Below are 22842 nucleotides of genomic sequence, written 5' to 3'. Positions count from 1 at the left end.
ACCCAGAACATCATCGACACCCAGATCATCGAGGTGCCGTCGGGCGTCGGCAACTTCCGCTACGTGCGGGCCTCCGGTGACGGACAGATCACCCTCGAGGGCAGCAACTCGATCCTCGGGACGTGGACCAACCTCGGCAACCTCTCCGGCATCGGCCTCACCGGATCCCAGGTCGAGGGCCCGATGTGGATGAAGTTCAACGGCACCGACAAGTGGGCCCTCTACCTCGACCAGTACGCCAGCGGCGGCGGCTACATGCCCGTCCTGACCACCGACCCGTCCAACCCGGCCGTCTACCAGCGGCAGGCGTCGAGCGACTACAACATGGGCGGCACGAAGAAGCGCCACGGCTGGATCCTCAACCTGACGGCCGCCGAGGAGAGCCGGGTGCTCGCCCGCTGGCCCAACACCCCCGCCCAGCGGCTCCAGTCGTTCAACTTCCAGGACCGGTACGTGCGGCACACCAACTTCGACGTGCGCATCGACCCGAACGTCAACCCCGCCGACGACTCCCGGTTCCGGCTGCGGACCGGCCTCGCGGGCACCGGCACCGTCTCCTTCGAGTCGGTGAACTTCCCCGGGTACTTCCTGCGGCACTCCAACTTCGACTTCCAACTGGCCTACAACGACGGCAGCAGCCAGTTCGCCCAGGACGCGACCTTCCGCCAGGTCGCCGGACTCGCCGACTCCACCTGGTCGTCGTTCCAGTCGTACAACCACCCCGACCACTACATCCGGCACTACGCGTACGAGTTGAAGCTCGACCCGATCACCACCGCGACCGGACGCGGTGACGCCACCTTCCGCGTGACCAGCTGACCCGACCGGGTGCCGGCGCCTCCGAGGAGCGTGCCGGCACCGCCTTCCTTCTCTGCCCGGCACCCAGGAAGCACCCCGATGAAACGTTCATGGCATGCACTGCTGGCGTCCGCGATCGTGGCGGCGACGACCGTGCCCGTGGCCCTGGCGCCGACCGGCGCCGTCGCGGCCGACGGTGACATCACCTCGTCGATCCTCGCCAACAGCGACGTGGTCCTCGGCGGAAACGCCGTCGTGAACGTACCGCCCGGGTCGCACACCTACTCGGGGGTGATCAGCGGGCAGGGGTCCTTGCGGGTCTCCGGCACGGGCACCTTGATCCTCACCAGGGACAGCACCTTCACCCTGCCCGGCTCCCAGCAGGGCCAGTCCGTCAGCATCCCCGGCGGGAACCACCCCTATGTGGTCGTCAACAACCCCGACCGGCCTGCGATCACGGTCGACGCCGGCGCCACCCTGCAGTACGGCAACGGCGGAACCACCGGCCTGATCGGCGCCTTCCCCTACAACTCGCCCGGCTACCAACAGAACCAGGACAACATCCGGGTCGACGGCACGCTCAACCTGTCGCTCACGCGGCTGTTCAACCTGGGCACCATCAGCGGCTCCGGGACGATCTTCCAGCCCCGCAACATGTGGGGCACGCTCCAGCTGTGCGGACGCAGTCCCTTCTCCGGGGTGTTCGACATCGGCACCGGCGCCAACTACGCCGCCACCACCTGCGCGGCCGACCTGCCGAACGCCAAGGCCGTCCTCAACCGCGGCTCGTGGATCATCGACACCCCGCTGAACCAGACGGTCGTCCAGCGCCAGAACTTCTACAGCCGCGAATACGGCAACGACGTCAACGTCCACTCCCGGCCCGGCAGTAAGGTGGTCCTGACGGGCACCTACAGCTACAGTGACAACACCGGCACGGCCTCGCCGGCGCTGCGCAACGGCAACCTCAACCTGGTACCGATCGCCCACCAGTTGAACAAGCGCGGCACCAACATCGAGGGCGCCGACGTCCAGTGGGGGGACGGCACCACCCACCAGATCTTCATGCCGGGCACGGCCGAAACGGCGTACATCAACCTGCACGCCAACTCGCGGCGCTCGCGGCTGACCTTCAACTACAACGGCCCGGTCACCCTCGGCCTGCCCATCGGCGGCGGGAAGTACCACGACACCCTCGCCGCCCCCGGGGCGGGCGACATCGTCATCGCCGGCACGTCCGGGAACGACGTCACCTTCGCCGCCGCGCAGTTCTACGACGGCTCCACCACCATCCAGCGGGGTGCCACGCTGCGCTTCGGATCCGGGACGGCAGGAGCGGACGGGAGTCTCTACACGAAGGGTGCTCTCGACGCGATCAGCGACGAGGGCTCGCTGATCATTCAGAACGTCCGGACGCCCGTCACCCTCCCGGCTGTGTCCGGCTCCGGATCGGTCACACAGAACGGCACCGCGACGACGACGCTGACCGCCGCCTCCTACACCGGCGCCACCACCGTGGCCAAGGGGACGCTCGCGGTGGCCGGTGCCTCGCTCGCCTCGTCCAGCGGGGTCGCCCTCACCGGTGCGTCCGCGGTCCTCGACCTCGGCGCGGCGAAATCGACGACGCTGCGCAAGCTGGAGGTCGTCACGGGCGCGAAGATCATTCTGCCCGGCGGGGTCCGGAGCTTCACCGTGGGCTCGCAGGACGCCGCGCTCTCCGGCGACACCCTCAGCGTGGGAGGAGCGGCCTTCTCGGTCGCCCGCACGGCCGGTCACATCGAGCTGACGGCCACCGAATCCGCTTCCCCGTCGGCAAGCCCCTCGAACGGGCCCCCGGGCCAGGCCGCCCCTTCGGCCCCGGCGGGGTCCACCGACGGCACGGCCGCCGCCCGGGCGGGCGGTATGGCCTGGGGGACACTCGCTTCGGTCGCCGCCGCCCTGGCGACCGCGGCCGGCCTCGTCCTCCTCGCCCTCAGGATTCGGCGCAGACACGGGCCCATCGACCGCCACCGCTCGCGCGGCCACTGACACCAGCCCACCAAAAGCACTTCGCACGGGGACGATCGAAGGCGGCCCTGAGCGCGCGGTACCTGGCCGAGCAGACAGACAGGGCGACCGCGGACCTCGTCCAGGCTGGGTGGGAGCCGCTCGCCGACTACCCGGGTGTCCACCAGGGCTGGAAGGCGCTGCACGCGGTGTGCGGACAGATCCGCTACCCCCGCCCCGCCGAGATCCGGGCGAGTGAGGTGTGCTGCTCGGCGTGCAACGGGTCGGTGCGCCTCAGCGGCGAGGAGGCCGAGGAGTTCATGCGGTCGGCCGGCTTCACGCCGGTGGAGCCCTCCCCCGGGAGCCGTGGCGCAGCCGGTGCCTGCGATGCGGCTCCGCCGTGCGGCCGCGCTTCACCTCCGTACGGATGGGGTCCGGGTGCAAGCCGTGCGGGGAGATCACGCGCGTGGCGACCCGCCGGACCAACTTCTCGGTGCAGGCGGTGGCGGAGATGCGAGTGTCCCGCGTCAGACTTTGTGGCAGGGCTCGTCTTTTGCCCTGCCTTCACCAGCGTGTCCCCGGAGACGCTGCAGAGCTGAGCGGATCGACGGCTCAGCCGAGGAAGGGAAAGGTTGCCATCGTCCAGCACGCGGCCTCCTCCGGGACCCCCGGCTTCAGCGGGGCGGGGGAGCCCATCCCGATCACGTAGAGCCAGCTCAGAACGGCAGCCGCGACAGCCATAGCCGGCAGCAGACACCAGCGGCCCTTCGGCAGACCGTGGAGCACCGCGCCGAGCACAAGCAGCGTGACGATCATGATGGCCCACACCGCCATGAAGGCCATGAACCCGTCGGGGTCGGGCTCATGGTCCTGTGTCAAGCACCAGTGCCACGTCGCTCGGACGCGGTCCGAGGCAAAAAGAAGGCCGCCCGTCGCGAAGACCAACGCCGCCAGCACCCGCACCAACGCCCACACACAGCCAACGGCCCTGCGCCGGTCGTTCACTGACTCCATGCCGCCCCCAAAGTGATCACCGCTGTCTCCGGATCCGGACGCGCCCGGCCGGGGTCCGGTTCCGGAGGGCCAGCGGTGGAAGACCGGGGAGCTCGTTTCGCCGCTGCCGACCCGCCCCAGCCTGGCGGGGCACCTTCGGGGCCTCACTCGATCGGGTGGTGGGGCCAAGTGGGTTCGGAACTTCTGACAGGTACCTCGCCGGGTCGCTCGTCCGGAGCACCGGTAGAGACACCCGGTCGCTGCTCGCAGATGTGCGGCCCTGTGGCGGCCACCCGCTTCTACGCGGAGGAGGCGACCGACGCCCCCCGGGGGGAGAGACCGGACGTATCAGGAACCACCCACTGGAACAGCTTCATTGGGCGGGAAGCGGCGGCCGGACGGTACCGGCGACGAACCCGGCGCAGGTGGCCGTCCACGGTGCCGTACGTGTCGGCGTACCACTCGATGCTCTGCCTGGTGCGGGCTGGAAGCGGGACGTCGCGGTAGTCGCCTGCGGCTCGGCCCGACCCACTGCCGCCGGTGCCGTCGGGCCTCTCGTGGGTTCGGCAAGGTGCAGAGCCTCGGCCGCCCGGTCGCGGGGTGCCGAGTGTGCGCAGGAGTCCCGTCGCCCACCCGGATTCACGCCCGCCCGCCTGCATGCACGACGGCTCGTCCGGTCTCTTCTTCCACCAGGCCAGAGCCCCGGATCGGGGCGGCGTCGACGACGGTCGAGAACGTCAGGAAGCGGGCACAGCCCGGGTGAAACGACCGTAGACGATCACCGTGCCCTGGTAGCCGGTGGTCTTGGTGTACGCACCGCCGCAGGTGACGAGGCGCAGTTGGGGTTGGTCCGCAGCGCCGAACACCCGATCAGCAGGGACGGCGTCCTTCGGGTAGACCTCGACGGCATCGGCCGTGAACTCGGCAATACTGCGGTCAGCGCGGGTGATCTCGATGGTGTCGCCCTTGTGCAGCGCGCCGAGGGAGTAGAAGACGGCCGGTCCGTCGAGGCCATCGACATGGCCGTCGATGACGGCATTCCCGGCGGTTCCGGGCGCAGCGCTCTGCCGGTACCAGCCGGCCGGCCGGCGGTCTGCTGCCGACGGTGCCGGCAGGTTCCCGTTCGCGTCGAGGTCGACCTCGACGATCGGGGCGTCGACGCCGATCCTGGGGATCCGGATCCGCGTCGGCTTGGAGAACGCCATTCCCGACACGGCGGATTCTGCGTCGGGTGGGGTGGTACGCGGTGTCGGAACGGGATGACGCCACGCGTCGGCGGCGCTTGGACGCGGCGGGGCCGACGTCCGGGTCCCCGTCTGGACCAGCCACACTCCGACACCCACCGCGGCACCGGCCAGGATCAAGCCCGCACGGCCCCCTGGTGAGAGTGGTCGTCCCACCCGTTTCACCTTCCGATCGTCGCCCGGCCGCCGACGGCGCTCCCCCGGAGAGCACACGTCGGCCGGCGTGGGCCGGTCACTCGGCGCTGCCGACCCGGCGTCGGCGCAGCACGACGGCAGCGCCGGCGATCCCGGCTACGGCGAGCGCGCCACCGGCGGAGCTCTTGATCACGTCCACTCCGGTGACCGAGCCCCCGGTTCCCGCCAGGGTCGACTTCGGTACGAACGCGGAGGTCGCCGGAACGAGGCTCTTGGGGCAGGTGACCACAGCGCTGGCGCCCCCGAAGCTCACCTCGACGCCGCCGTTCTGCAGGGGCGGGAACTTCTTCCCGGTGTCGAGGGTCTTGAACGCGGCCCCGGCCGGTGTGGTGAAGCTCGTGCCGGGCCCGTCGGTTTGACGGAACTTGCCCTCGGTGTCGGCCACCACCACCTGGTTCTCTGCGAAGCAGACAATGATGTCCCCGCTCCGCACAACGAGGTTTCCGCTCTCGGTGCGGCCCTTGAACGGCGAAGAGACCCCGTCCCCGTACGCAGGGCCGGCGAACACGAAAACTGCGGCCAGAGCCCCAGTTGCAACTGTCGTGGCAGTTATTCTCCTGGTCAGTGCTGACATCCGCGCTCCTCGTACGTCATGGGCGGCAGGATCTCCGCCGCACCCGAGCATGAGGATTCCCGGGGGCAACTGCCCGCCGGCGCAGCCAAATGGGTACTCAGCGCTTGGCAAGCCTCCTTCGACGGCCCCGCCACAGCGCACGGAATCGAGACCGGACGGCGCTGCCCGGCTCGGGCCGTGATCGCCCGGCCGGCGGCTGCGGGACAGCAGCCGTTGAAGGCCGTCAGGGGTGGCGTGGTTGTCCCCCGGTCGAAAGCCTCGTACCGCCTCGACAACCAGTACGGCACGCCTTCACGGTCCCGCGTGCTCCTTCTCGCGTCGGATGCGCCCTTCGCACCGTGTGCCCGCCTCACGGCACCCCGGTCCGGCGCTCCTGCCGGCGTGGCGGAAGACCGGGCAGCAGGACGTGCGGCCCGCCGCCGGGCGGGCCGTCGGCCGGAGCCGTCCAGGCGGCCGGCTGCTGGCCGGCGAACGCGGCGACCACATCGCCGGCCGTCACCAGGCCCACCAGGATCCCGCGTTCAGCAGCCACCACGAGCGCGTCGGCACCGGCAAGGCTGAGGACGACCGCCGCGCGGTGCAGCGTGTCGCCAGGGTGAACCTGAGCAGGGCGGCGGCCCCGCAGCAGCTCACGGACGGTCGTTCGCGACAGCGCGGTGGCCGGTTGAGCGCACGCGATCGCGAGGTCGGCCTTGTCGAGCAGTCCCGCACAGCGGCCGTCCACGCGCACCACCGGCAGGTGCCGGCCCCCCGACCTTTCCAGCAGCTCCCACGCCACCAGAACGCTCTCTTCCTCAGTGACGGCGTACAGCGCGGTTCTCATCACGTCGGCGACCAGCCGTTCGCCTGGCGGCGTCTCAACGCGGGGCGGCGGTTCCATGGCATCTCCTCCGTAGCGGCGGCGCCGACGCACCGGACCGCGGCGGTCGCCTCGTCGTCGCCATGACCTCAGACTCCCCCGCCGACCGGGACGGCGAGCAAGGGTCCATCGGCCCCGCCCGAGGTTCGACCGGTCCCGGACACGGATTGCCGTACGGGCCGCGAGACGACCGGCCCCGGCCGCACCCGCGCCCGTCACCGGACCGGAGCGAGTCCAAGGTCCCGGTGACGGCGGCCCGGACCGCATCCGACGGTGCCGGCCGCACGACGACCGCCCGAGCGTGGCCGGGCGAGAAGGCCGGAACGCCCCTCCAGACGTGGGTCGACGACGGTGACCGGATCATCTTCGCCCCGCTCAGCCACGGGCGCGAACGCCTCGCCGCGGCCCGCTGGTGGCCGCCGTGCGACAGGGGATCCGCCCACCTGATCAAGGCGGAAAGCCGTACTCTCCGCGGAGGCAGACGAACCGCGCCGGGACGAGAGCCCGCTGCCGTCCCTGCCCCGCGGCCGTCCGCCGCAAGGCCACGACCTCCTCCCGGCCACCCGGCACGATCGGCTGGACGAGACAGCCCGAACGCCCGCGCGTGAGCCCGGTCAGGCTATGGGGCGAGTGTCCAGCGAGCAACTCTCCGACGGCCTCCGTCTTGCGAGCCCCGGGCTACGACACCTGTCCCGTCCGTACCCCCGCCGCCCCGTGCAGCCCCGCAGGTCGACTGCGGGGCTGCAAGCCGGGCCCGTTCCCTTCCCCAGGCCGAACCTGCAAGGTGGGCTCCCTGCGCCGGTATTGTCCGGATCCGGTGGTGGAGGTCGCCGTCGGGGTCTCGTCGACCGCGCTCCGGCCTCTCAGCCCGGCCGTCTGATCCAGTCCAGGACAGTGCAGTTGACAGTGCTGGACCATTCCGGGCCGGCGCGGTTGGCGGCGGAGGTACCCAACCGCCGATCCGCCGCTTCGGCGAAGGCGCCGTTGCTCACCGGCCGCTGGCGGATCTGGTCGTCGGGGGCGGTGGTCCTTGTGATGGCAGGCGTGGTCAGGCGTGTGACAGGCCTTGCCGAGGTCGCCGGGTGTGGTCTGTGGCGCGGGACGTGAGGTGTTCCCAGTTGCGGTGCGCGATGTCGGCCTTCTGCTCGTCGGTGAAGGGGGCTTCTTCCAGGAAGGACCGGGCGACGCCGGCGCTGGTGTCCACGAAGGGGAAGCCGCCGGGGCGGAACCCGTAGGTGAAGGGGTAGTCGGTGGAGTACAGCATCCGCTCGGTCCCCACGACCTCGGCTGTCCACCGGAGGTAGCGGGGGCTGACGGTGCCGCTGCCGGCGACCCAGAAGTTCTGCTTGAAGTAGTCGGCGAGCGGGCGGGCCAGGCCACCGGCATCGGCGAAGAACCCAATGTGGTCGAGATAGAAGAGCACGACCTCTCCCCAGTGGCCGGCAATCACCTGGAGATCGGGGTACCGGTCGAAGACACCGGAGAAGATCATCCGCAGGTACTGCACGCCCAGGTCGTAGTACCAGCCGATCGCAGGGCCCGCCAACGCGGTCCCGATGGGGCCGATGTTGGAGTAGTAGGCGTCCATCACCGCCTGCACGGGCATCTGCGGATGGAAGTGGAGGGGGACCTGAAGCCGCTCCGCAGCGGCGTACAGCTCGTCGTGCTCGGGGTCGTCGGCGAGCTTGGATCCGGTGCGCCCGTAGAGCATGGCGCCGGGGAAGCCCAGCTCGGTGACCGCCCGCTCCAGCTCCGCGGCCGCGGCCGACGGCGACCGTGTCGGGATCGCAGCGAACGCCTGGAAGCGGTCGGGGTTACCGGCCACGATCGCCGCGAGCTGGTCGTTGGTGTCGCGGGCCGCGGCGACCGCATCCGCGTCGGGCAGGTTCTGCACGCCCGGCGAGGAGATCGACAGCACCGCCACGTCCACTCCCTGGTCGTCCATGTGCGCAAGCCTCGTCTCCGCTGTGTCGCGCAGTCGGCGGGCGACGGGGCTGTCGCCGAACCCCAGGTTCGGCAGCTCCGGCACCCCTGCCCGCGACCATGCCTCCATGATCGCGGGCAGGGCGACGTGCTCTTCCAGCGCGATGATCCGCAGTCGGTCGGACATGCAGTGCTCCTCCGTGCCTGTTTCCAGTGGAATCACAATGAGCGTATCACTGATACTAACGACGGAACCGTTCACGCGATATCATTGATCCATGCCACTGCGTCCACCCAGCGGGAGCCGCGCCTCCGACGCTGCGCCCACCGGCCGCGAACAGACCCGGCAGCGGGTCATCGAGGCCACCATCGACCTGCTGACCCGAGGCGGGCGCGAGGCGGTCACCACCCGCGCGGTCGCCGAGGCAGCGGGCCTTCAGCCGCCGGCCATCTACCGGCTGTTCGGCGACAAGGACGGACTGCTCGATGCGGTGGCCGAGCACGGCTTCGCCGCGTTTCTCGCCACCAAGCACGTCGACCCCGACCCGCAGGACCCCGTCGAGGACCTGAGGGCCGGATGGGACGTCGCGGTCGAGTTCGGCCTGGCCAATCCCGCGCTGTACACGCTGATGTACAGCGAGCCCACGAGGGCCGCCTCGGCCGCCTTCAGCGCCGGCATGGAGATCCTGATGGGCCGCATCCGGCGCCTCGCCGCCGGCGGCTGGCTCCGCGTCGACGAGGAACTCGCGGCCCAGATCATCCATGCCACAGCGCGCGGCGCAGTGCTCACCTGGCTGTCCCTGCCGGAGCACCGGCGCAACCCGGCCCTGTTGACCACTCTGCGGGAGTCCATGGTCGCCGCCGTAACCAATGAACGGCCGTCCGTGCAGGACGCGGGCCCGGCGGGCGCCGCCCGCGCCTTGCGCGCAGCGCTGCCAGAGCAGACGACCCTCAGCAGCGCGGAGCAACATCTGCTGAGGGAGTGGCTGGGCCGCCTCGCCGCCGACGGTTGAGGCATAGTCGGCACGGACGACCCGCCGGGGTGAGGCTTCCCGGCGGGTCGTCCGTGCCGAGGTCACTGCGGAGGTTCCCGACCACCCGGCGACGGAGTCCGCAGCTTTCTTCAGCCCTGTGGCCGCCTGGCCCGCAGGGCTGCGGCGAGGATGTCAGTCCAGTCGGCCGCGGAGATCCGGCCGATTCATCGGTCTCGGCGAGGCGATCGGGCTTCCTCCACGGATTCGTGGGGGTTGCAGCCGGTCAGTCCGTCAGCGGTCAGAGTGAGGTGCCGGGCCAGCACCTCGGCCGCCGTGTCGGCGTCGCGGGCCAGCGCCGCCTCCTCCAGCCGACGGTGCTCGCCGACGTGGTCCCGGTCGGGGTGGCGGTGAGCGGACCAGCGGCGGGCCAGCTCGCTCGCGGTCCACATCCGGTCGAAGGTCTCCAGTAGGACGGGGTTGCCGCAACCCTCCAGCAGCGTGCGGTGGAAGACCCGGTGGGCCTCCGACCATGCGCCGCTGTAGTACTCGCCCTCCTCCGGCACGTGCGTCGGGGTGCGGGCCAGACGGTGGTGGGCGGCTCGAACGCGGGCCTCCCAGTCGACGTCGCCTCGCTCGACGGACATGCGCAGCACGACCGGTTCGACGGTCCGTCGGGCCTCTGTGATCTCCTGCCAGCGGCGGTCGGAGAAGGCCGGGACGGCGAAGCCGCGGTTGGGCAGCCGGTCGGCGAGGCCATCGCCGACCACCCGCACGAGCGCTTCGCGCACGACGGCCAGACTCACGCTCTGTTCCCTGGCCAGGTCCTGGGGCTTGAGGGCATCACCGGGGGCGTAGTCCCCGCGCAGGATCGCGTCCCGCAGATGCGCGTAGACCTGCTCGGAGAGCATCTGCTTCCCCGACGAGGTCGAGGTGTGGGCCGTCTGGGTCATCCCGACAGCATAGACGATCTCACAAATAATCGATTATCGGTGCTATCGTCGATTGTGTTCGATGAACGGTGACGGGGTGTCTCCGCGATGGACGCTGCGGGGCCTCCGTCGGCCGCATCGCCTCCGCCACCCCGCAGAACGGACTGAAAGGAACGACGCGATGAGCTCCAACGACCCCTTCGCCCGCCTCCCCGAGGCGGCCTGCTTCACCGTCACCAGCACCACCGTCACCGACGGCGGCGCCTGGTCGCCCGAGCAGTTCTCCGGCATCTTCGGCATCCCCGGCGGGCAGGACGTCTCCCCGCAGCTGTCCTGGAGCGGCGCCCCCGAGGGCACCAAGAGCTACGCCGTCACCGTCTACGACCCCGACGCCCCCACCGGGTCCGGGTTCTGGCACTGGGCGGTCGCCGACATCCCCGCCACCGTCACCGAGCTGTCCGAGGGTGCCGGCGACGACACGGGCTCGGGCCTGCCCGAGGGCGCCTTCCAGCTGCCCAACGACGCCCGCGCGGCCCGCTTCATCGGGGCCGCCCCGCCGGCCGGGCACGGCCCGCACCGCTACTTCGTCGTGGTGCACGCCCTCGGAGTCGAGTCCGTCGGCGTCCAGCCCGACGCCACCCCGGCCGTCCTCGGCTTCACCATGGCCGGCCACGTCCTCGGCCGCGCGGTCCTGACCGCCACCGCCGAAACCCCCGCCTGACCACCACCATGTCCCAACTCATCGACACCACGGAGATGTATCTCCGCACCGTCCTGGAGCTCGAGGAGGAAGGCGTGGTCCCCATGCGTGCCCGCATCGCCGAGCGCCTGCACCAGAGCGGCCCCACCGTCAGCCAGACCGTCGCCCGCATGGAGCGCGACGGTCTGCTGCACGTCGCCGGCGACCGGCACCTCGAACTGACGGAGGAGGGCCGACGGGCCGCCACGCGCGTGATGCGCAAGCACCGGCTCGCGGAGTGCCTGCTCGTCCACGTGATCGGGCTGGAGTGGGAGCAGGTCCACGCCGAAGCCTGTCGCTGGGAGCACGTGATGAGCGAGGCCGTCGAGCGCCGCGTCCTCAAGCTGCTGAGACACCCGACGGAGTCGCCCTTCGGCAACCCGATCCCGGGCCTGGAGGAGCTCGGCGGGAAGAGCGCGGCGGATCCGTTCCTCGACGAGTGCACGGTCAGCCTCGGCGACCTGGAGCCCGGGCCGCACGGCGCGAGCGCGGTCGTACGGCGCATCGGGGAGCAGATACAGACCGACCCCCAGCTGATGTACGTCCTGCGGCTCGCCGGAGTCCAGCCCGGCGCGGTCGTGAACGTGACGTCGCTGCCCGGCGGCGTGATGGTCGGCAGCGGCGGGGAGGCCGCTGAACTCCCCGCACAGACCGCCGCGCACGTCTTCGTGGCCAAGCGCTGAGCCCTGCCGGGCGTGGCCCGTTGCCGTGGCCCGTGCGGGCACGAGGATGGTCCTGGAGCACGATCGTGTTCCAGGGCCATCCTCGGTGCGGGAACCCCTGCGCAGGCCCGGTCGACCCGCAGCGGGGTCACGACGTCGGAACAACGGCACGGCACCGGTCGGCGCGACATGCCGACCGGATCCCCGAGTTGGCCATGGGACCGCTGCGTGCTCTGCACCAGCCCACCGAGGCGGGCCGGTGGGGTCCGGTCAGGGAGTGGGCGTGTCCGACGCCGGTGTGCGCTTCACATCGGTCACCTGCACGTCCTCCCGCTCGGACGCCCCGAACGGTTCGACGGTCACGCCGCTCCCGGTGCCGGTGACTTCCAGGGCCAGGTTGTTGCCCATGAAGCGCAGGTCGATCCGCACCCGCGGCGCGCCCGCCCGGTCGGGCATGCGGTGGATCCGCGAGGCCGGGTAGTCCAGGCCGGCCAGCCTGTCGCGCATCGCCTCGAAGCCGGCTGCGCGGCTGTTGGTGAACGCCTCACGGATGCGCTCGGCGTGTTCACGGGCGGCGCACTCGTCGACGCCGACCAGCGGCACCTCCCCGACCGGCTCGGGACCGGCGGGGGCGGAGGCCGGCCCCGACGGCTCGGGGGCGTCCGGGGGAAGCGGGACCGGTATGTCCCCGTCCGCGTTCGGGGTGCCCGGCGGCGTCTGCCCCGGACCGTACCGCGGTGTGACCTCCTCCCCCGCGGCCGCCAGGTCCCCGGGTCTGGGCACCACGCCGCCGCCCTTGTCGCTCGGGGCGTTCGGTGCACACTTCTGCGTGACGCGGGTGACCAGCGCGAGGAAGCGCATCTCCGGGTCACCGGAGTTCGACAGGGCATCGGCCGGGTTCGACGCCGAGTCGAAGCTGCCCGCGAGGGTGTGACCGGCGCCGGGCTGGGGGGCGCAGCCCGCCAGGACCAGGCAGCCGAACGCAGCGGCCAGGACGGGGGCGGGGAGAGAGATCTTTCGCATGCCGCAATCCTGGAGGCCGGTGATCCCCGCGACCATGAGTACGCATACTCACCTCCACCGCCTGACACTCAACCACCCGCGCCCGGCGCTCGGCCCGTTCGCCCGGTCAAGGGCCACACCGCCGCGCCCGCGTCGCTTGCCGCATGCGAACCGTGCGCGACGCCTTTACGCGCAGCTCAACCACCGCTACCTTGCAGCAAAATCCTGCAAACACTTGCAGGAAGTCGGTGCGACCGCCCGGGCATCCGCGGCCGCTCCCCCACCCCGACTTCAGGAGTTGCCATGCCCTTGCCCAGCCATGCCCGCAGCCGGAGATCGACCCGCCTCGGATCGCTCGCCGTCGCCACCGCGACCGCGCTGGCCACGTCCCTGGCCGGCCCCGGGGGCTTTGCTCCTCCGGCTGCCGCGGCCTCCAGCCAGGCCCTCGGCGCCCATGACGACGGCACCGGGACAGGCATCGACTTCCGGCTCTACTCCTCCCGGGCCACCAGGATCGAGCTCTACCTCTACGCGGCGGCCTCCGGCAGTCAGGAAGCCGCCAGGATCACGCTGGTGAAGGACGCCGCCACGAACGTGTGGTCGACGAGCGTGCCGGTGGCAACCCTGCAGGGCCAGTACGGCATCACCGGGCCGGTCTACTACGGCTACCGCGCCTGGGGGCCGAACTGGCCGTACGACCCGTCCTGGACGAAGGGCTCCTCGGCCGGCTTCGTCTCGGACGTGGACGCAGCCGGCAACCGGTTCGACCCGAACAAGCTGCTCACCGATCCGTACGCGCTGGAGCTCAGCCACGACCCGCTCACCCCGGGTGGCCCGTCGAAGACCGTCTACGGCACCGGCCCCCAGTACCGGGCCGTCGACAACGGCGCGCAGGCCCCCAAGGGCATCGTGCTGGCCGCCGACACCACGGCCACCGGCAGCAAGCCGACCCGGGCGCTGAAGGACGACATCGTCTACGAGGTCCACGTCCGAGGCCTCACCAAGAACGACCCGAGCGTCCCCACGGCCTATCAGGGCACCTACAAGGGAGCAGCATTGAAGGCCAGCCAGCTGGCCGCGCTCGGCGTGACGGCGGCGGAGTTCCTGCCCGTCCAGGAGACCCAGAACGACACCAACGACGCCGACCCCACCGGCACTACGGGCGACAACTACTGGGGCTACGAGACGCTCAACTTCTTCGCTCCTGAGCGCCGTTACTCGTCCGACAAGACGGCCGGCGGCCCCACCCGCGAGTTCAAGGAGATGGTCAGGGCCTACCACGACGCCGGGATCAAGGTCTTCACCGACGTCGTGTACAACCACGCCGCCGAGGGCGGCCCGTGGAACGCCGGCGACAAGAGCACCTACAGCCTGTTGAACATGCGCGGCCTGGACAACCCCGCCTACTACTCGCTCACCAGCGACATGCAGGCCTCCTGGGACAACACCGGCGTCAACGGCAACCTGAACACCTACAACCCCGCCACCCGCAACCTCATCACCGACTCCCTCGCCCACTGGAAGGACACCCTGGGCGTCGACGGCTTCCGCTTCGACCTCGCCCCCGTCCTCGGCAACACCTGCCAGCACGGCTGCTTCCAGTACAGCCGCACCGACCCCGACACCGCCCTCAACCGGATCACCGCGGCCATGCCCGGCCGACCCGCGGCCGGCGGCACCGGCACCGACTGGATCGCCGAGCCGTGGGCGCTCGGCGCCGGCACCTACCAGGTCGGCAACTTCCCCAACGGCTGGTCGGAATGGAACGACAAGTTCCGCGACACCGTGCGCCGCGACCAGAACGCCATGGGAAGCGAGAACGTCACCCCGAGCGACCTTGCCACCCGCTTCGCCGGCTCCTCCGACCTCTACCAGGCGGCCGGCCGCAAGCCCTCGGCCTCCGTCAACTTCCTGGTCGCCCACGACGGGTTCACCCTCAAGGACCTGTACTCCTGCAACGGCAAGAACAACAACCAGTCCTGGCCGTACGGCCCCTCCGACGGAGGATCGGACTACAACATCTCCTGGGACCAGGGCGGCATCGCCGCCGACCAGCGCAAGGCCGCCCGCAACGGCTTCGCCCTGCTGATGCTCTCCGCCGGCACCCCCATGATGACCGGCGGCGACGAGTACCTGCGCTCACTCAACTGCAACAACAACTCGTACAACCTCGACTCCTCGGCCAACTGGCTCACCACCTCCTGGACCTCGGACCAGAGCACCTACCGCACCTACGCCCAGCGCATGATCGCCTTCCGCAAGGCCCACCCCGCGCTGCGCCCCGCGGACTTCTACTCCGCCACCGACGGCAACGGCAACGGCATGGGCCGGCTCGACTGGTTCACGCCCGCGGGCACCGCCCCCGACGGCACCTACTGGGGCAACCCCGACAACCACGCCCTGGCCTGGCGCTACGACGGCACCGAACTCGGTGACCCCAGCAGCGCCGTCTACGTCGGCTACAACGGCTGGTCCGGCAACGTGGACTTCACCCTCCCCTCCCCGGGTCCGGGCAAGAGCTGGTACCGCGTCACCGACACCTCGACCTGGGCAGAGGGCACCGACCAGGTCGCCCAGCCCGGCACCGAGGCCTTCATCGGCGGCGCCGGCACCGTGTACCGCCTCCACGGGCGCGCCACCCTGCTCCTCATCGCCAAGTAGCCCGACCCCGCCTCACCGCCTGCTTCAAGCGGCTGAGCAGCCGGTGAGGCACCGGATCGGGGCCCTCCGCGCGCCGCCTCGCGCGGAGGCCCCGCCGGGCGGACGCCCGGGCCCGGCAGGCGGCGGGTCAGCGGGCCGGGGACACCGCGGTGGTGTCGTCGGCGCAGCGGTCGAAGCGGACGGTGACGTCGACGACGCCGTCCACGCTCCGGCACAGCCGTTCCAGCACGGGCACCAGGCTGCGGCGCTCGACCGTGCCGCTCAAGGTGACCCGCCCCTCGTGCACCCGCACGTCGATGCAGTCCGGGGAGAGTCCCAGGACGCGGTCGAGGACGTCCTGGCGGATCTCCTCGCGAATGGCCTGGTCCCGGCGCAGGAAGACGCGCAGCAGGTCGCTCCGGCTGACGATGCCGATCAGCCGGCCGGCCTCGTCGACGACGGGGAGCCGCTTGAGGTGCTCGCGCTGCATGAGGCGGGCGGCCTCGACCACCGTCCACTCGGGGCGGGCGCAGACGGCCGGGCCGGTCATCAGGCCCTCGGCGGTGGTGGCCCGGCTGCGGGCGCGCTCTCGCGGCGCCAGAACCGGGGTCAGCAGCAGTCCGGACGGGTCCTCCTGGGCCGCCTCGTTGAGCAGCAGGTCGGCCTCGGAGACGATCCCGAGCGGCCGGTCCTCACGGTCCAGAACGGGTACGGACGTGATGTCGTGGTCGGCGAGGAGCCGGGTGATCTCCTTGAAACCCGTCTCGGGCCGCGCGTGGACAACGGCACGGGTCATCAACTCGCCCACGGTGCGGTGTCGCATGGTCGGCTGTCTCCTTCTCGGTGGGGCCGTCGGGTCATCCGACGGGCTGTCGGACCTCGCGGTGGCGGACCACGACGACCGGGCAGGGCGCGTGCTGGACGCAGTGCTGGCCGACGGATCCCAGGAGCGCGCCGGTGAAGCCGCCGTGTCCCCGACTTCCGACCACCAGGAGCTCGGCGCCTCGCGCGGCGTCCAGCAGGGCCGGCACCGCGCCGCCCTCCACGACCCGGGCGCCGATCCAGACCGGGCGTTGCGGGTCGCTCACCTCCGCGATGGCTTCGTCGAGGATCTTGCGCGCGATGCCGGCGCCGAACCCGTCCTCGGTGGTCGGCCCGGTCCAGCCGGGGGTCACGGGATACTCCCAGGCGATCACTGCCTCGACGACGGCGCCGACCTCATGGGCCTGGCCGACGGCCCAGCGCAGTGCGTCGATCGAGGACGGCGATCCGTCCACTCCGGCCACGATCCTGCGCCGCGTCACGTCCTGCTCGGTCATGGTGTTCCTCTCTCTTCTCGCGGTTGTCCCCACTCTCCGCCGACCGGGGCCCGGCGGCGAAGGGCCGGAGGGGCACGTACGGGCGGGACCTTCAGCCCCGGGCGGCACCCGTGCTCCAGCGGTCAGACGGCGTGCAGGCCGTGTGCGGCGAAGACCGCGCGGGCCGCGGCCGTCTGGCCGGCGGTGGGTGACGGGGTGTCGGCGAGCGTGAAGTCGAGGCCGAGCGTGCGCCATTTCGCGGCGCCGAGCTTGTGGAAGGGCAGCACGTCGACGCGGGTGACGTTGCCGAGCGAGGCGGTGAACTCCGCGACGCCGTCGATGTTCGCGGGCAGGTCGGTCAGCCCGGGGACGAGGACGAAACGTACCCACACCTCCGTGCCGAGGCCGGCCAGGCGCCGGGCGAAGTCCAGCGTGGGGGCGAGGTCCCGGCCGGTGAGGTGCCGGTAGAGCGCGCGGTCCCAGGACTTGATGTCGAGCAGGACGAGGTCGGTGTCGGCGAGCAGCGCGTCGGTGGCGCGGGCGCCCAGGAAGCCGGAGGTGTCGAGGGCCGTGTGCAGGCCGAGTTCGTGCTTGAGCCGGTGGAGCAGTTCGCCGGTGAAGAGCGGCTGGAGCAGCGGTTCTCCGCCGCTGACGGTCGCACCGCCGCCGGCGGCACGGATGAACTCGGTGTACTTGGCGGCTTCCCCGACGATCTCGTCGGCCGAGGTGCGGCGGCCGTCGCGCATGTACCGGGTGTCGGGGTTGTGGCAGTACAGGCAGCGCAGCGGGCAGCCGGCGAGGAAGGCGACGAAGCGGGTGCCGGGGCCGTCCACGCCGGTCGACAGGTCCCAGGAGTGCAGCATGCCGGTCACCGCGCGCCGGGTGGCGGCGCCGGCGGGGGTCGCGGCGGGTACGGCGGGCTCGGTCATTCCGGTTCTCCTCGCTCGGGGGCGCGGTGCCGGCTCCCGAGGTCGGGGGCGACCGGCACCGCGTCGGGGCGGACGCTGCTACAGCGCCTCGTGGAAGGTGCGGTTGACGACGTCGAGCTGCTGCTCGCGGGTGAGCCGGACGAAGTTCACCGCGTAGCCGCTGACGCGGATGGTCAGCTGGGGGTACTTCTCCGGGTGCTCCATCGCATCCAGCAGGGTGTACCGGTCGAGGACGTTGACGTTCATGTGGAAGCCGTGGCAGGCGACGTAGCCGTCCAGCACGCCCACCAGGTTGGCGATCCGCTCCTCGTCGGTGCGGCCGAGCGCGGCCGGCGTGACGGTGTTGGTGAGCGAGATGCCGTCCTCGGCCCGGTCGTAGGGAAGTTTGGCGACCGACAGGGCGGCGGCGACGTACCCGTGGTGGTCTCGGCCGTTCATCGGGTTGGCCCCCGGGGAGAACGGCAGGCCCGCACGGCGGCCGTCCGGGGTGTTGCCCGTCTTCTTGCCGTAGACGACGTTGGAGGTGATGGTCAGGACGGACTGGGTGTGCTCGGCGCCCCGGTAGGCCGGGTGCTTGCGCACCTTGCGCATGAACTCCTCGACCAGCCGGACGGCGATGGCGTCCGCCCGGTCGTCGTTGTTGCCGTACGCCGGGTACTCGCCCTCCACGAGGTAGTCCACCACCAGTCCGGTGTCGTCCCGCACGGGCCTCACCGCGGCGTGGCGGATGGCGGACAGTGAGTCGGCCGCCACGGCGAGGCCGGCGATGCCGCAGGCCAGGGTGCGCCGGACGTCCCGGTCGTGCAGGGCCATCTCGATCCGCTCGTAGGCGTACTTGTCGTGCATGTAGTGGATGACGTTCAGCGCGTGCACGTAGGTGGCGGCCAGCCAGTCCATCTGCAGGTCGAGCCTGGCCAGCACGTCGTCGTAGTCGAGGAGGTCGCCGGTGACGGGGCCGGTCCGCGGGCCGACCTGGGCGCCGGTCAGCTCGTCGCGGCCGCCGTTGATCGCGTACAGCAGGGTCTTGGCCAGGTTGACCCGTGCGCCGAAGAACTGCATCTGCTTGCCGACCGGCATGGCGGACACGCAGCAGGCGATCGCGGTGTCGTCGCCGAAGCGCGGGCGCATCAGCTCGTCCGACTCGTACTGGATGCTGGAGGTGTCGATCGACACCTTGGCGCAGAACTCCTTGAACGCCTGCGGCAGTCGGGGCGACCAGAACACGGTCAGGTTCGGCTCCGGGGCGGGCCCGAGGTTGTAGAGGGTCTGCAGGTAGCGGAAGGACGTGCGGGTGACCAGGGGGCGGCCGTCCTCGGCGATGCCGCCGATCGACTCGGTGACCCAGGTCGGGTCTCCGGAGAACAGCTCGTCGTACTCGGGGGTGCGCAGGAACCGCACGATGCGCAGTTTGATGACGAAGTCGTCGACCAGCTCCTGGGCTTGTTCCTCGGTCAGCAGGCCGGCGGCGAGGTCGCGCTGGAGGTAGACGTCCAGGAAGGTGGAGGTGCGTCCGAGCGACATCGCGGCGCCGTTCTGCTCCTTGACGGCCGCCAGGTAGGCGAAGTACAGCCACTGGACCGCCTCGCGGGCGGTGGTGGCCGGCCCGGAGACGTCGTGGCCGTAGCCCGCCGCCATCCGCTTCAGCTCGCCCAGGGCCCGGATCTGCTCGGCGAGTTCCTCGCGCTCCCGGATGACCTCCTCCAGCCCGGCCGGATCGCGGGGCGGGGTGTCGAGCTGCGCCTTCTCGGCCCGCTTGGCCCCGATCAGCCGGTCCACGCCGTAGAGTGCGACCCGCCGGTAGTCGCCGATGATCCGCCCCCGCCCGTACGCGTCGGGCAGACCGGTGATGATGCCGGCCTTCCGGGCGGCGAGGATCTCCGGCGTGTAGGCGTCGAAGACGCCGTCGTTGTGGGTCTTGCGGTACTCGGTGAAGACCTTCTCCAGCTCCGGCGGTACCGGGTAGCCGTAGGTCCGCAGGGCGCCGGCCACCATCCGCCAGCCGCCGTTCGGCATGATCGCGCGCTTCAGCGGGGCGTCGGTCTGCAGGCCGACGATCAGCTCCCTCTCGCGGTCTATGTAGCCCGGCGCGTGGGCGGTGATGCCGGCGGGGACGCCGTACGCGACGTCGAGGACACCCTTGGCGCGCTCCTCGGGCAGGAGGTCGGTGATCTGCCTCCAGACCGCCAGGGTCCGCTCCGTCGGGCCGGCCAGGAAGGCGGCGTCACCGTCGTACGGGGTGTAGTTCTGCCGGATGAAGTCGCGCACGTCGATCGCGTCGCGCCACAGCCCGCCCCGGAAGCCGTCCCAGGCTCCGCGGGTGGCCGTCTCCGTCTGCCGGACACTCATGTTCGCTGCTCCTGTCGTGGTTTCTCGGCACCGCGGTGCGCCCGCCCCGGATCCGTGCGGCTCCGGGGCCGGTCCGCCGGTCTTCAGTCGCGGACGCCGTAGTAGGCCTGGCGCATCAGCTGCTGCATGTCGGCGAGCATCGGCATGCGCGGGTTGGCCGGGGCGCACTGGTCCTCGTAGGCGTTCATCGCCTGCTGCGGCAGGGCCTCCAGGAAGGCCGCCTCGTCGACTCCGGCCTCCTTGAAGGAGCGCGGGATGCCCACCCGGTCGCGCAGGTCCTCGACCGCGGCGGCGAGGGACTCGACGCCCTGCTCCGGGGTGTCGGCGGGCAGGCCGAGCATCCGCGCGATCGCCCGGTAGCGCTCGGGGGCGATGTAGCTGCGGTACTTCGGCCAGCTGGTGACCTTGGACGGGGCCGAGCCGTTGTAGCGGATGGCGTGCGGCAGCAGGAGCGCGTTGGTGCGTCCGTGGGCGATGTGGAAGGTGGCGCCGAGGGTGTGCGCCATGGCGTGCACGACCCCGAGGAAGGCGGAGCCAAACGCCATGCCGGCGATGGTGCCGGCGTTGTGCATCTTCTCCCGCGCCACCGGGTCGTCGGGCCCGTCGAGGACGGCTCGCTCCAGGTGGTCGAAGATCAGCCGGATGCCCTGGAGGGCCAGGCCGTCGGTGAAGTCGTTGGCGTAGACCGAGACGTAGGTCTCGATGCAGTGGGTCAGGGCGTCGAAGCCCGAGTCGGCGGTGACGTCCTTCGGCAGGCGGGTGGTCAGCGCCGGATCGACGATGGCCACGCTCGGGGTGAGCGCGTAGTCCGCGAGCGGGTACTTCTGGCCGGTGGCGGTGTCGGTGATCACCGCGAACGGGGTGACCTCGGACCCGGTGCCGGAGGTGGTGGGGATGCACACCAGTTTGGCCTTCTCCCCCAGGTCGGGGAAGGTGAAGGCGCGCTTGCGGATGTCGAAGAACTTCTCCTTCAGGTCCGCGAACTCCACCTCCGGGTGCTCGTACATCAGCCACATCACCTTGGCCGCATCCATCGGCGAGCCGCCGCCGAGCGCCACGATGGTGTCCGGCCGGAACCCGCGCATCAGCTCGGCGCCCTTCCGGACGGTGTCGATGCTGGGGTTCGGTTCGACGAAGTCGGCCACCCGCACCTCGACCGGCTCGCGGCGGCGGTCGAGGATGCCCCTGATCCGCTCCAGGTGGCCGACCTCGACCATCGTCCGGTCCGTGACGATCACGATCCGGTGTGCATCGGGCATGCTCGCCAGGTACTTGACGGAGTTGCGCTCGAAGTAGATCTTCGGCGGGACCTTGAACCACTGCATGTTCGTGTTGCGCCGCCCGATCCGCTTGATGTTGACGAGGTTCAGCGCCGAGACGTTCCCGGACACCGAGTTGTGCCCGTAGCTGCCGCAGCCGAGGGTCAGCGAGGGCAGGAAGGCGTTGTAGACGTCGCCGATCCCGCCCTGGGAGCTCGGTGCGTTCCAGATGATCCGGCACGCCTTGACCGCGTGCCCGAACTCCTCGACGAACGCCGCATCCTCGGTGTGCACCGCCGCCGAGTGCCCGAGACCGTTGAACTCCACCATGGCAGCGGCGAGTTCGACACCGCGCTGGCGCGACTCGGCGGTCAGCACGGCGAGCACCGGGCACAGCTTCTCCCGGGTCAGCGGTTCCGACGGCCCGACCCGCTCGGCGTCCACCAGGATCACCGAGGTGTCGGCGGGCACCGAGAAGCCGGCCGCCTCGGCGATCTGCGCGGCCGACCGCCCCACCACGTCGGCGTTCAGCCGGTCCCCGGCACAGGAGTCGCCGTCACCGGCGCCGAACAGGTGGCGCTCCAGCAGCGCCTTCTCCTCCGTGCTCGCGTGATGTGCCTTCAGCGTGCGGAACTCGGCCAGCGCGGCCTCGCGGATCTCCGCGTCCAGCACGACCGCCTGCTCGGAGGCGCAGATCATGCCGTTGTCGAAGGTCTTCGACAGCACGATGTCGTTCACGGCGCGCTTCAGGTCGGCGCTCTTCTCCACGTACGCGGGGACGTTGCCCGCGCCGACGCCCAGGGCCGGCTTGCCGCAGCTGTACGCGGCCCGCACCATCGCGTTGCCGCCCGTCGCCAGGACGGTGGCCACGTCCGGGTGGTTCATCAGGGCGTGGGTGGCCGCCATCGACGGCTCCTCGATCCACTGGATGCAGTGCTCCGGCGCCCCGGCCGCCACCGCCGCGTCCCGCACGGTCCGGGCGGCCTCGGCGGAGCAGCGCTGCGCCGAGGGGTGGAAGGCGAAGACGATCGGGTTGCGGGTCTTCAGCGCCAGCAGGCACTTGAAGATCGTGGTCGAGGTGGGGTTGGTCACCGGGGTGACGCCCGCGACGACCCCGACCGGTTCGGCGATCTCCACGATCCCGTCGATCTCGTCCCGGCGCACCACCCCCACCGTCTTCGTCCCGGCCATCACATGGGTGACGTTCTCGCAGGCGAAGACGTTCTTCACCGCCTTGTCCTCGAAGATCCCGCGCCCGGTCTCCTCGACCGCCGCCACCGCGAGGCCGGTGTGGCGGGCCAGTGCCGCCAGGGACGCCTTCTTGACGATGTGGTCGATCTGCTCCTGGGTGAAGTCGGCGTACTCCCGAAGGGCCGTCAGGGCGTCGGAGACGAGCGCGGCAACGGCCGCCGGGGCGTCGCCCGGCGCGGGCTGCTGCTCGGGGTGCGGGCGGCGGGACATGGCAGGACCAGCCTTTCGGATCGGGGTCGTC

At 71.1% G+C, this 22842-nt stretch carries 18 protein-coding genes; 6 read left to right on the top strand and 12 right to left on the bottom strand.

The genetic code is table 11. The features are described 5' to 3' along the window. Positions 1 to 819, top strand: an 819-nt coding sequence (locus tag AB0P35_RS03190; protein WP_363505735.1) for an AbfB domain-containing protein, incomplete at its 5' end; no start/stop codon positions are given. Positions 820 to 897: 78 nt separating this feature from the next. Further along, positions 898 to 2826: an autotransporter gene (locus tag AB0P35_RS03185; RefSeq protein ID WP_363505732.1), complete on the top strand. Its 1929-nt coding sequence runs from the start codon at positions 898 to 900 to the stop codon at positions 2824 to 2826. A gap of 570 nt (positions 2827 to 3396) precedes the next feature. Here AB0P35_RS03185 and AB0P35_RS03180 read toward each other — a convergent pair. The 5 genes from AB0P35_RS03180 to AB0P35_RS03160 form a co-directional block, all read right to left on the bottom strand. Next, positions 3397 to 3789 (bottom strand): hypothetical protein, encoded by a 393-nt coding sequence (locus AB0P35_RS03180; RefSeq protein ID WP_363505729.1) that lies wholly within the window; start codon positions 3787 to 3789, stop codon positions 3397 to 3399. Positions 3790 to 4514: 725 nt separating this feature from the next. Further along, the gene (locus tag AB0P35_RS03175; protein WP_363505726.1) at positions 4515 to 5141 is read right to left on the bottom strand and encodes a class F sortase; all 627 of its coding nucleotides are present in this window, start codon (positions 5139 to 5141) and stop codon (positions 4515 to 4517) included. Between the two features lie 112 nt (positions 5142 to 5253). Next, positions 5254 to 5790: a hypothetical protein gene (locus AB0P35_RS03170; protein ID WP_363505723.1), complete on the bottom strand. Its 537-nt coding sequence runs from the start codon at positions 5788 to 5790 to the stop codon at positions 5254 to 5256. Positions 5791 to 6139: 349 nt separating this feature from the next. Next, the gene (locus AB0P35_RS03165; RefSeq protein WP_363505720.1) at positions 6140 to 6670 is read right to left on the bottom strand and encodes a CBS domain-containing protein; all 531 of its coding nucleotides are present in this window, start codon (positions 6668 to 6670) and stop codon (positions 6140 to 6142) included. Between the two features lie 1027 nt (positions 6671 to 7697). Further along, the gene (locus AB0P35_RS03160) at positions 7698 to 8759 is read right to left on the bottom strand and encodes an amidohydrolase family protein (RefSeq protein ID WP_363505717.1); all 1062 of its coding nucleotides are present in this window, start codon (positions 8757 to 8759) and stop codon (positions 7698 to 7700) included. 91 nt (positions 8760 to 8850) lie between these two features. Between AB0P35_RS03160 and AB0P35_RS03155 the strand changes: the two genes are divergently transcribed. Beyond that, on the top strand, positions 8851 to 9585 hold the full coding sequence (locus AB0P35_RS03155; RefSeq protein WP_363505714.1) for a TetR/AcrR family transcriptional regulator: 735 nt from the start codon (positions 8851 to 8853) through the stop codon (positions 9583 to 9585). Positions 9586 to 9770: 185 nt separating this feature from the next. Here the strand turns inward: AB0P35_RS03155 and AB0P35_RS03150 are convergent, their stop codons facing one another. Next, entirely contained in the window at positions 9771 to 10496 is a 726-nt protein-coding gene (locus AB0P35_RS03150) for a GntR family transcriptional regulator (RefSeq protein ID WP_363505708.1), read from the bottom strand. Positions 10497 to 10656: 160 nt separating this feature from the next. Here AB0P35_RS03150 and AB0P35_RS03145 point away from each other — a divergent pair, with 160 nt between their 5' ends. Together AB0P35_RS03145 and AB0P35_RS03140 are read left to right on the top strand one after the other, a co-directional pair. After that, positions 10657 to 11196 carry a YbhB/YbcL family Raf kinase inhibitor-like protein gene (locus AB0P35_RS03145; protein ID WP_363505705.1) on the top strand — a complete coding sequence of 180 codons (540 nt, stop codon included), beginning with the start codon at positions 10657 to 10659 and terminating at the stop codon, positions 11194 to 11196. Positions 11197 to 11204: 8 nt separating this feature from the next. Further along, on the top strand, positions 11205 to 11897 hold the full coding sequence (locus AB0P35_RS03140; RefSeq protein WP_363505702.1) for a metal-dependent transcriptional regulator: 693 nt from the start codon (positions 11205 to 11207) through the stop codon (positions 11895 to 11897). A gap of 249 nt (positions 11898 to 12146) precedes the next feature. Here AB0P35_RS03140 and AB0P35_RS03135 read toward each other — a convergent pair whose 3' ends face one another. Beyond that, positions 12147 to 12899: a hypothetical protein gene (locus tag AB0P35_RS03135; protein ID WP_363505699.1), complete on the bottom strand. Its 753-nt coding sequence runs from the start codon at positions 12897 to 12899 to the stop codon at positions 12147 to 12149. 282 nt (positions 12900 to 13181) lie between these two features. Between AB0P35_RS03135 and AB0P35_RS03130 the strand changes: the two genes are divergently transcribed. Further along, on the top strand, positions 13182 to 15539 hold the full coding sequence (locus tag AB0P35_RS03130) for an isoamylase (RefSeq protein WP_363505696.1): 2358 nt from the start codon (positions 13182 to 13184) through the stop codon (positions 15537 to 15539). A 127-nt stretch (positions 15540 to 15666) separates the two neighbouring features. On the opposite strand, the gene AB0P35_RS03125 is transcribed toward AB0P35_RS03130, so the two are convergent. The 5 genes from AB0P35_RS03125 to adhE form a co-directional block, all read right to left on the bottom strand. Then, positions 15667 to 16341, bottom strand: coding sequence for a CBS domain-containing protein (locus tag AB0P35_RS03125; RefSeq protein WP_363505693.1), 675 nt, complete (start codon positions 16339 to 16341; stop codon positions 15667 to 15669). 34 nt (positions 16342 to 16375) lie between these two features. Further along, entirely contained in the window at positions 16376 to 16837 is a 462-nt protein-coding gene (locus tag AB0P35_RS03120) for a universal stress protein (protein ID WP_363505690.1), read from the bottom strand. 122 nt (positions 16838 to 16959) lie between these two features. Beyond that, positions 16960 to 17745, bottom strand: a complete 786-nt coding sequence (pflA, locus tag AB0P35_RS03115) for a pyruvate formate-lyase-activating protein (protein ID WP_363505688.1) — start codon at positions 17743 to 17745, stop codon at positions 16960 to 16962. A 78-nt stretch (positions 17746 to 17823) separates the two neighbouring features. After that, entirely contained in the window at positions 17824 to 20091 is a 2268-nt protein-coding gene (pflB, locus tag AB0P35_RS03110) for a formate C-acetyltransferase (RefSeq protein ID WP_363505686.1), read from the bottom strand. A gap of 83 nt (positions 20092 to 20174) precedes the next feature. Continuing rightward, positions 20175 to 22811 carry a bifunctional acetaldehyde-CoA/alcohol dehydrogenase gene (gene adhE, locus AB0P35_RS03105; RefSeq protein ID WP_363505684.1) on the bottom strand — a complete coding sequence of 879 codons (2637 nt, stop codon included), beginning with the start codon at positions 22809 to 22811 and terminating at the stop codon, positions 20175 to 20177. Positions 22812 to 22842 lie beyond the last annotated feature (31 nt).

The sequence above is a fragment of the Kitasatospora sp. NPDC085879 genome (assembly GCF_040686255.1).
Classification (GTDB): domain Bacteria; phylum Actinomycetota; class Actinomycetes; order Streptomycetales; family Streptomycetaceae; genus Kitasatospora.
Note: the sequence above shows the minus strand (reverse complement) of the source record. Positions and strands in the feature narration are given on the sequence as shown.

Bases quoted from the DNA above. Each gene is read 5' to 3' on its own strand.
- AB0P35_RS03160 (WP_363505717.1), bottom strand. From the start codon at position 8,759: ATGTCCGACCGACTGCGGATCATCGCGCTGGAAGAGCACGTCGCCCTG.
- AB0P35_RS03150 (WP_363505708.1), bottom strand. From the start codon at position 10,496: ATGACCCAGACGGCCCACACCTCGACCTCGTCGGGGAAGCAGATGCTC.
- AB0P35_RS03155 (WP_363505714.1), top strand. From the start codon at position 8,851: ATGCCACTGCGTCCACCCAGCGGGAGCCGCGCCTCCGACGCTGCGCCC.
- AB0P35_RS03120 (WP_363505690.1), bottom strand. From the start codon at position 16,837: ATGACCGAGCAGGACGTGACGCGGCGCAGGATCGTGGCCGGAGTGGAC.
- AB0P35_RS03145 (WP_363505705.1), top strand. From the start codon at position 10,657: ATGAGCTCCAACGACCCCTTCGCCCGCCTCCCCGAGGCGGCCTGCTTC.
- pflA (WP_363505688.1), bottom strand. From the start codon at position 17,745: ATGACCGAGCCCGCCGTACCCGCCGCGACCCCCGCCGGCGCCGCCACC.
- AB0P35_RS03170 (WP_363505723.1), bottom strand. From the start codon at position 5,790: ATGTCAGCACTGACCAGGAGAATAACTGCCACGACAGTTGCAACTGGG.
- AB0P35_RS03165 (WP_363505720.1), bottom strand. From the start codon at position 6,670: ATGGAACCGCCGCCCCGCGTTGAGACGCCGCCAGGCGAACGGCTGGTC.
- AB0P35_RS03185 (WP_363505732.1), top strand. From the start codon at position 898: ATGAAACGTTCATGGCATGCACTGCTGGCGTCCGCGATCGTGGCGGCG.
- AB0P35_RS03125 (WP_363505693.1), bottom strand. From the start codon at position 16,341: ATGCGACACCGCACCGTGGGCGAGTTGATGACCCGTGCCGTTGTCCAC.
- AB0P35_RS03135 (WP_363505699.1), bottom strand. From the start codon at position 12,899: ATGCGAAAGATCTCTCTCCCCGCCCCCGTCCTGGCCGCTGCGTTCGGC.
- AB0P35_RS03140 (WP_363505702.1), top strand. From the start codon at position 11,205: ATGTCCCAACTCATCGACACCACGGAGATGTATCTCCGCACCGTCCTG.
- adhE (WP_363505684.1), bottom strand. From the start codon at position 22,811: ATGTCCCGCCGCCCGCACCCCGAGCAGCAGCCCGCGCCGGGCGACGCC.
- pflB (WP_363505686.1), bottom strand. From the start codon at position 20,091: ATGAGTGTCCGGCAGACGGAGACGGCCACCCGCGGAGCCTGGGACGGC.
- AB0P35_RS03130 (WP_363505696.1), top strand. From the start codon at position 13,182: ATGCCCTTGCCCAGCCATGCCCGCAGCCGGAGATCGACCCGCCTCGGA.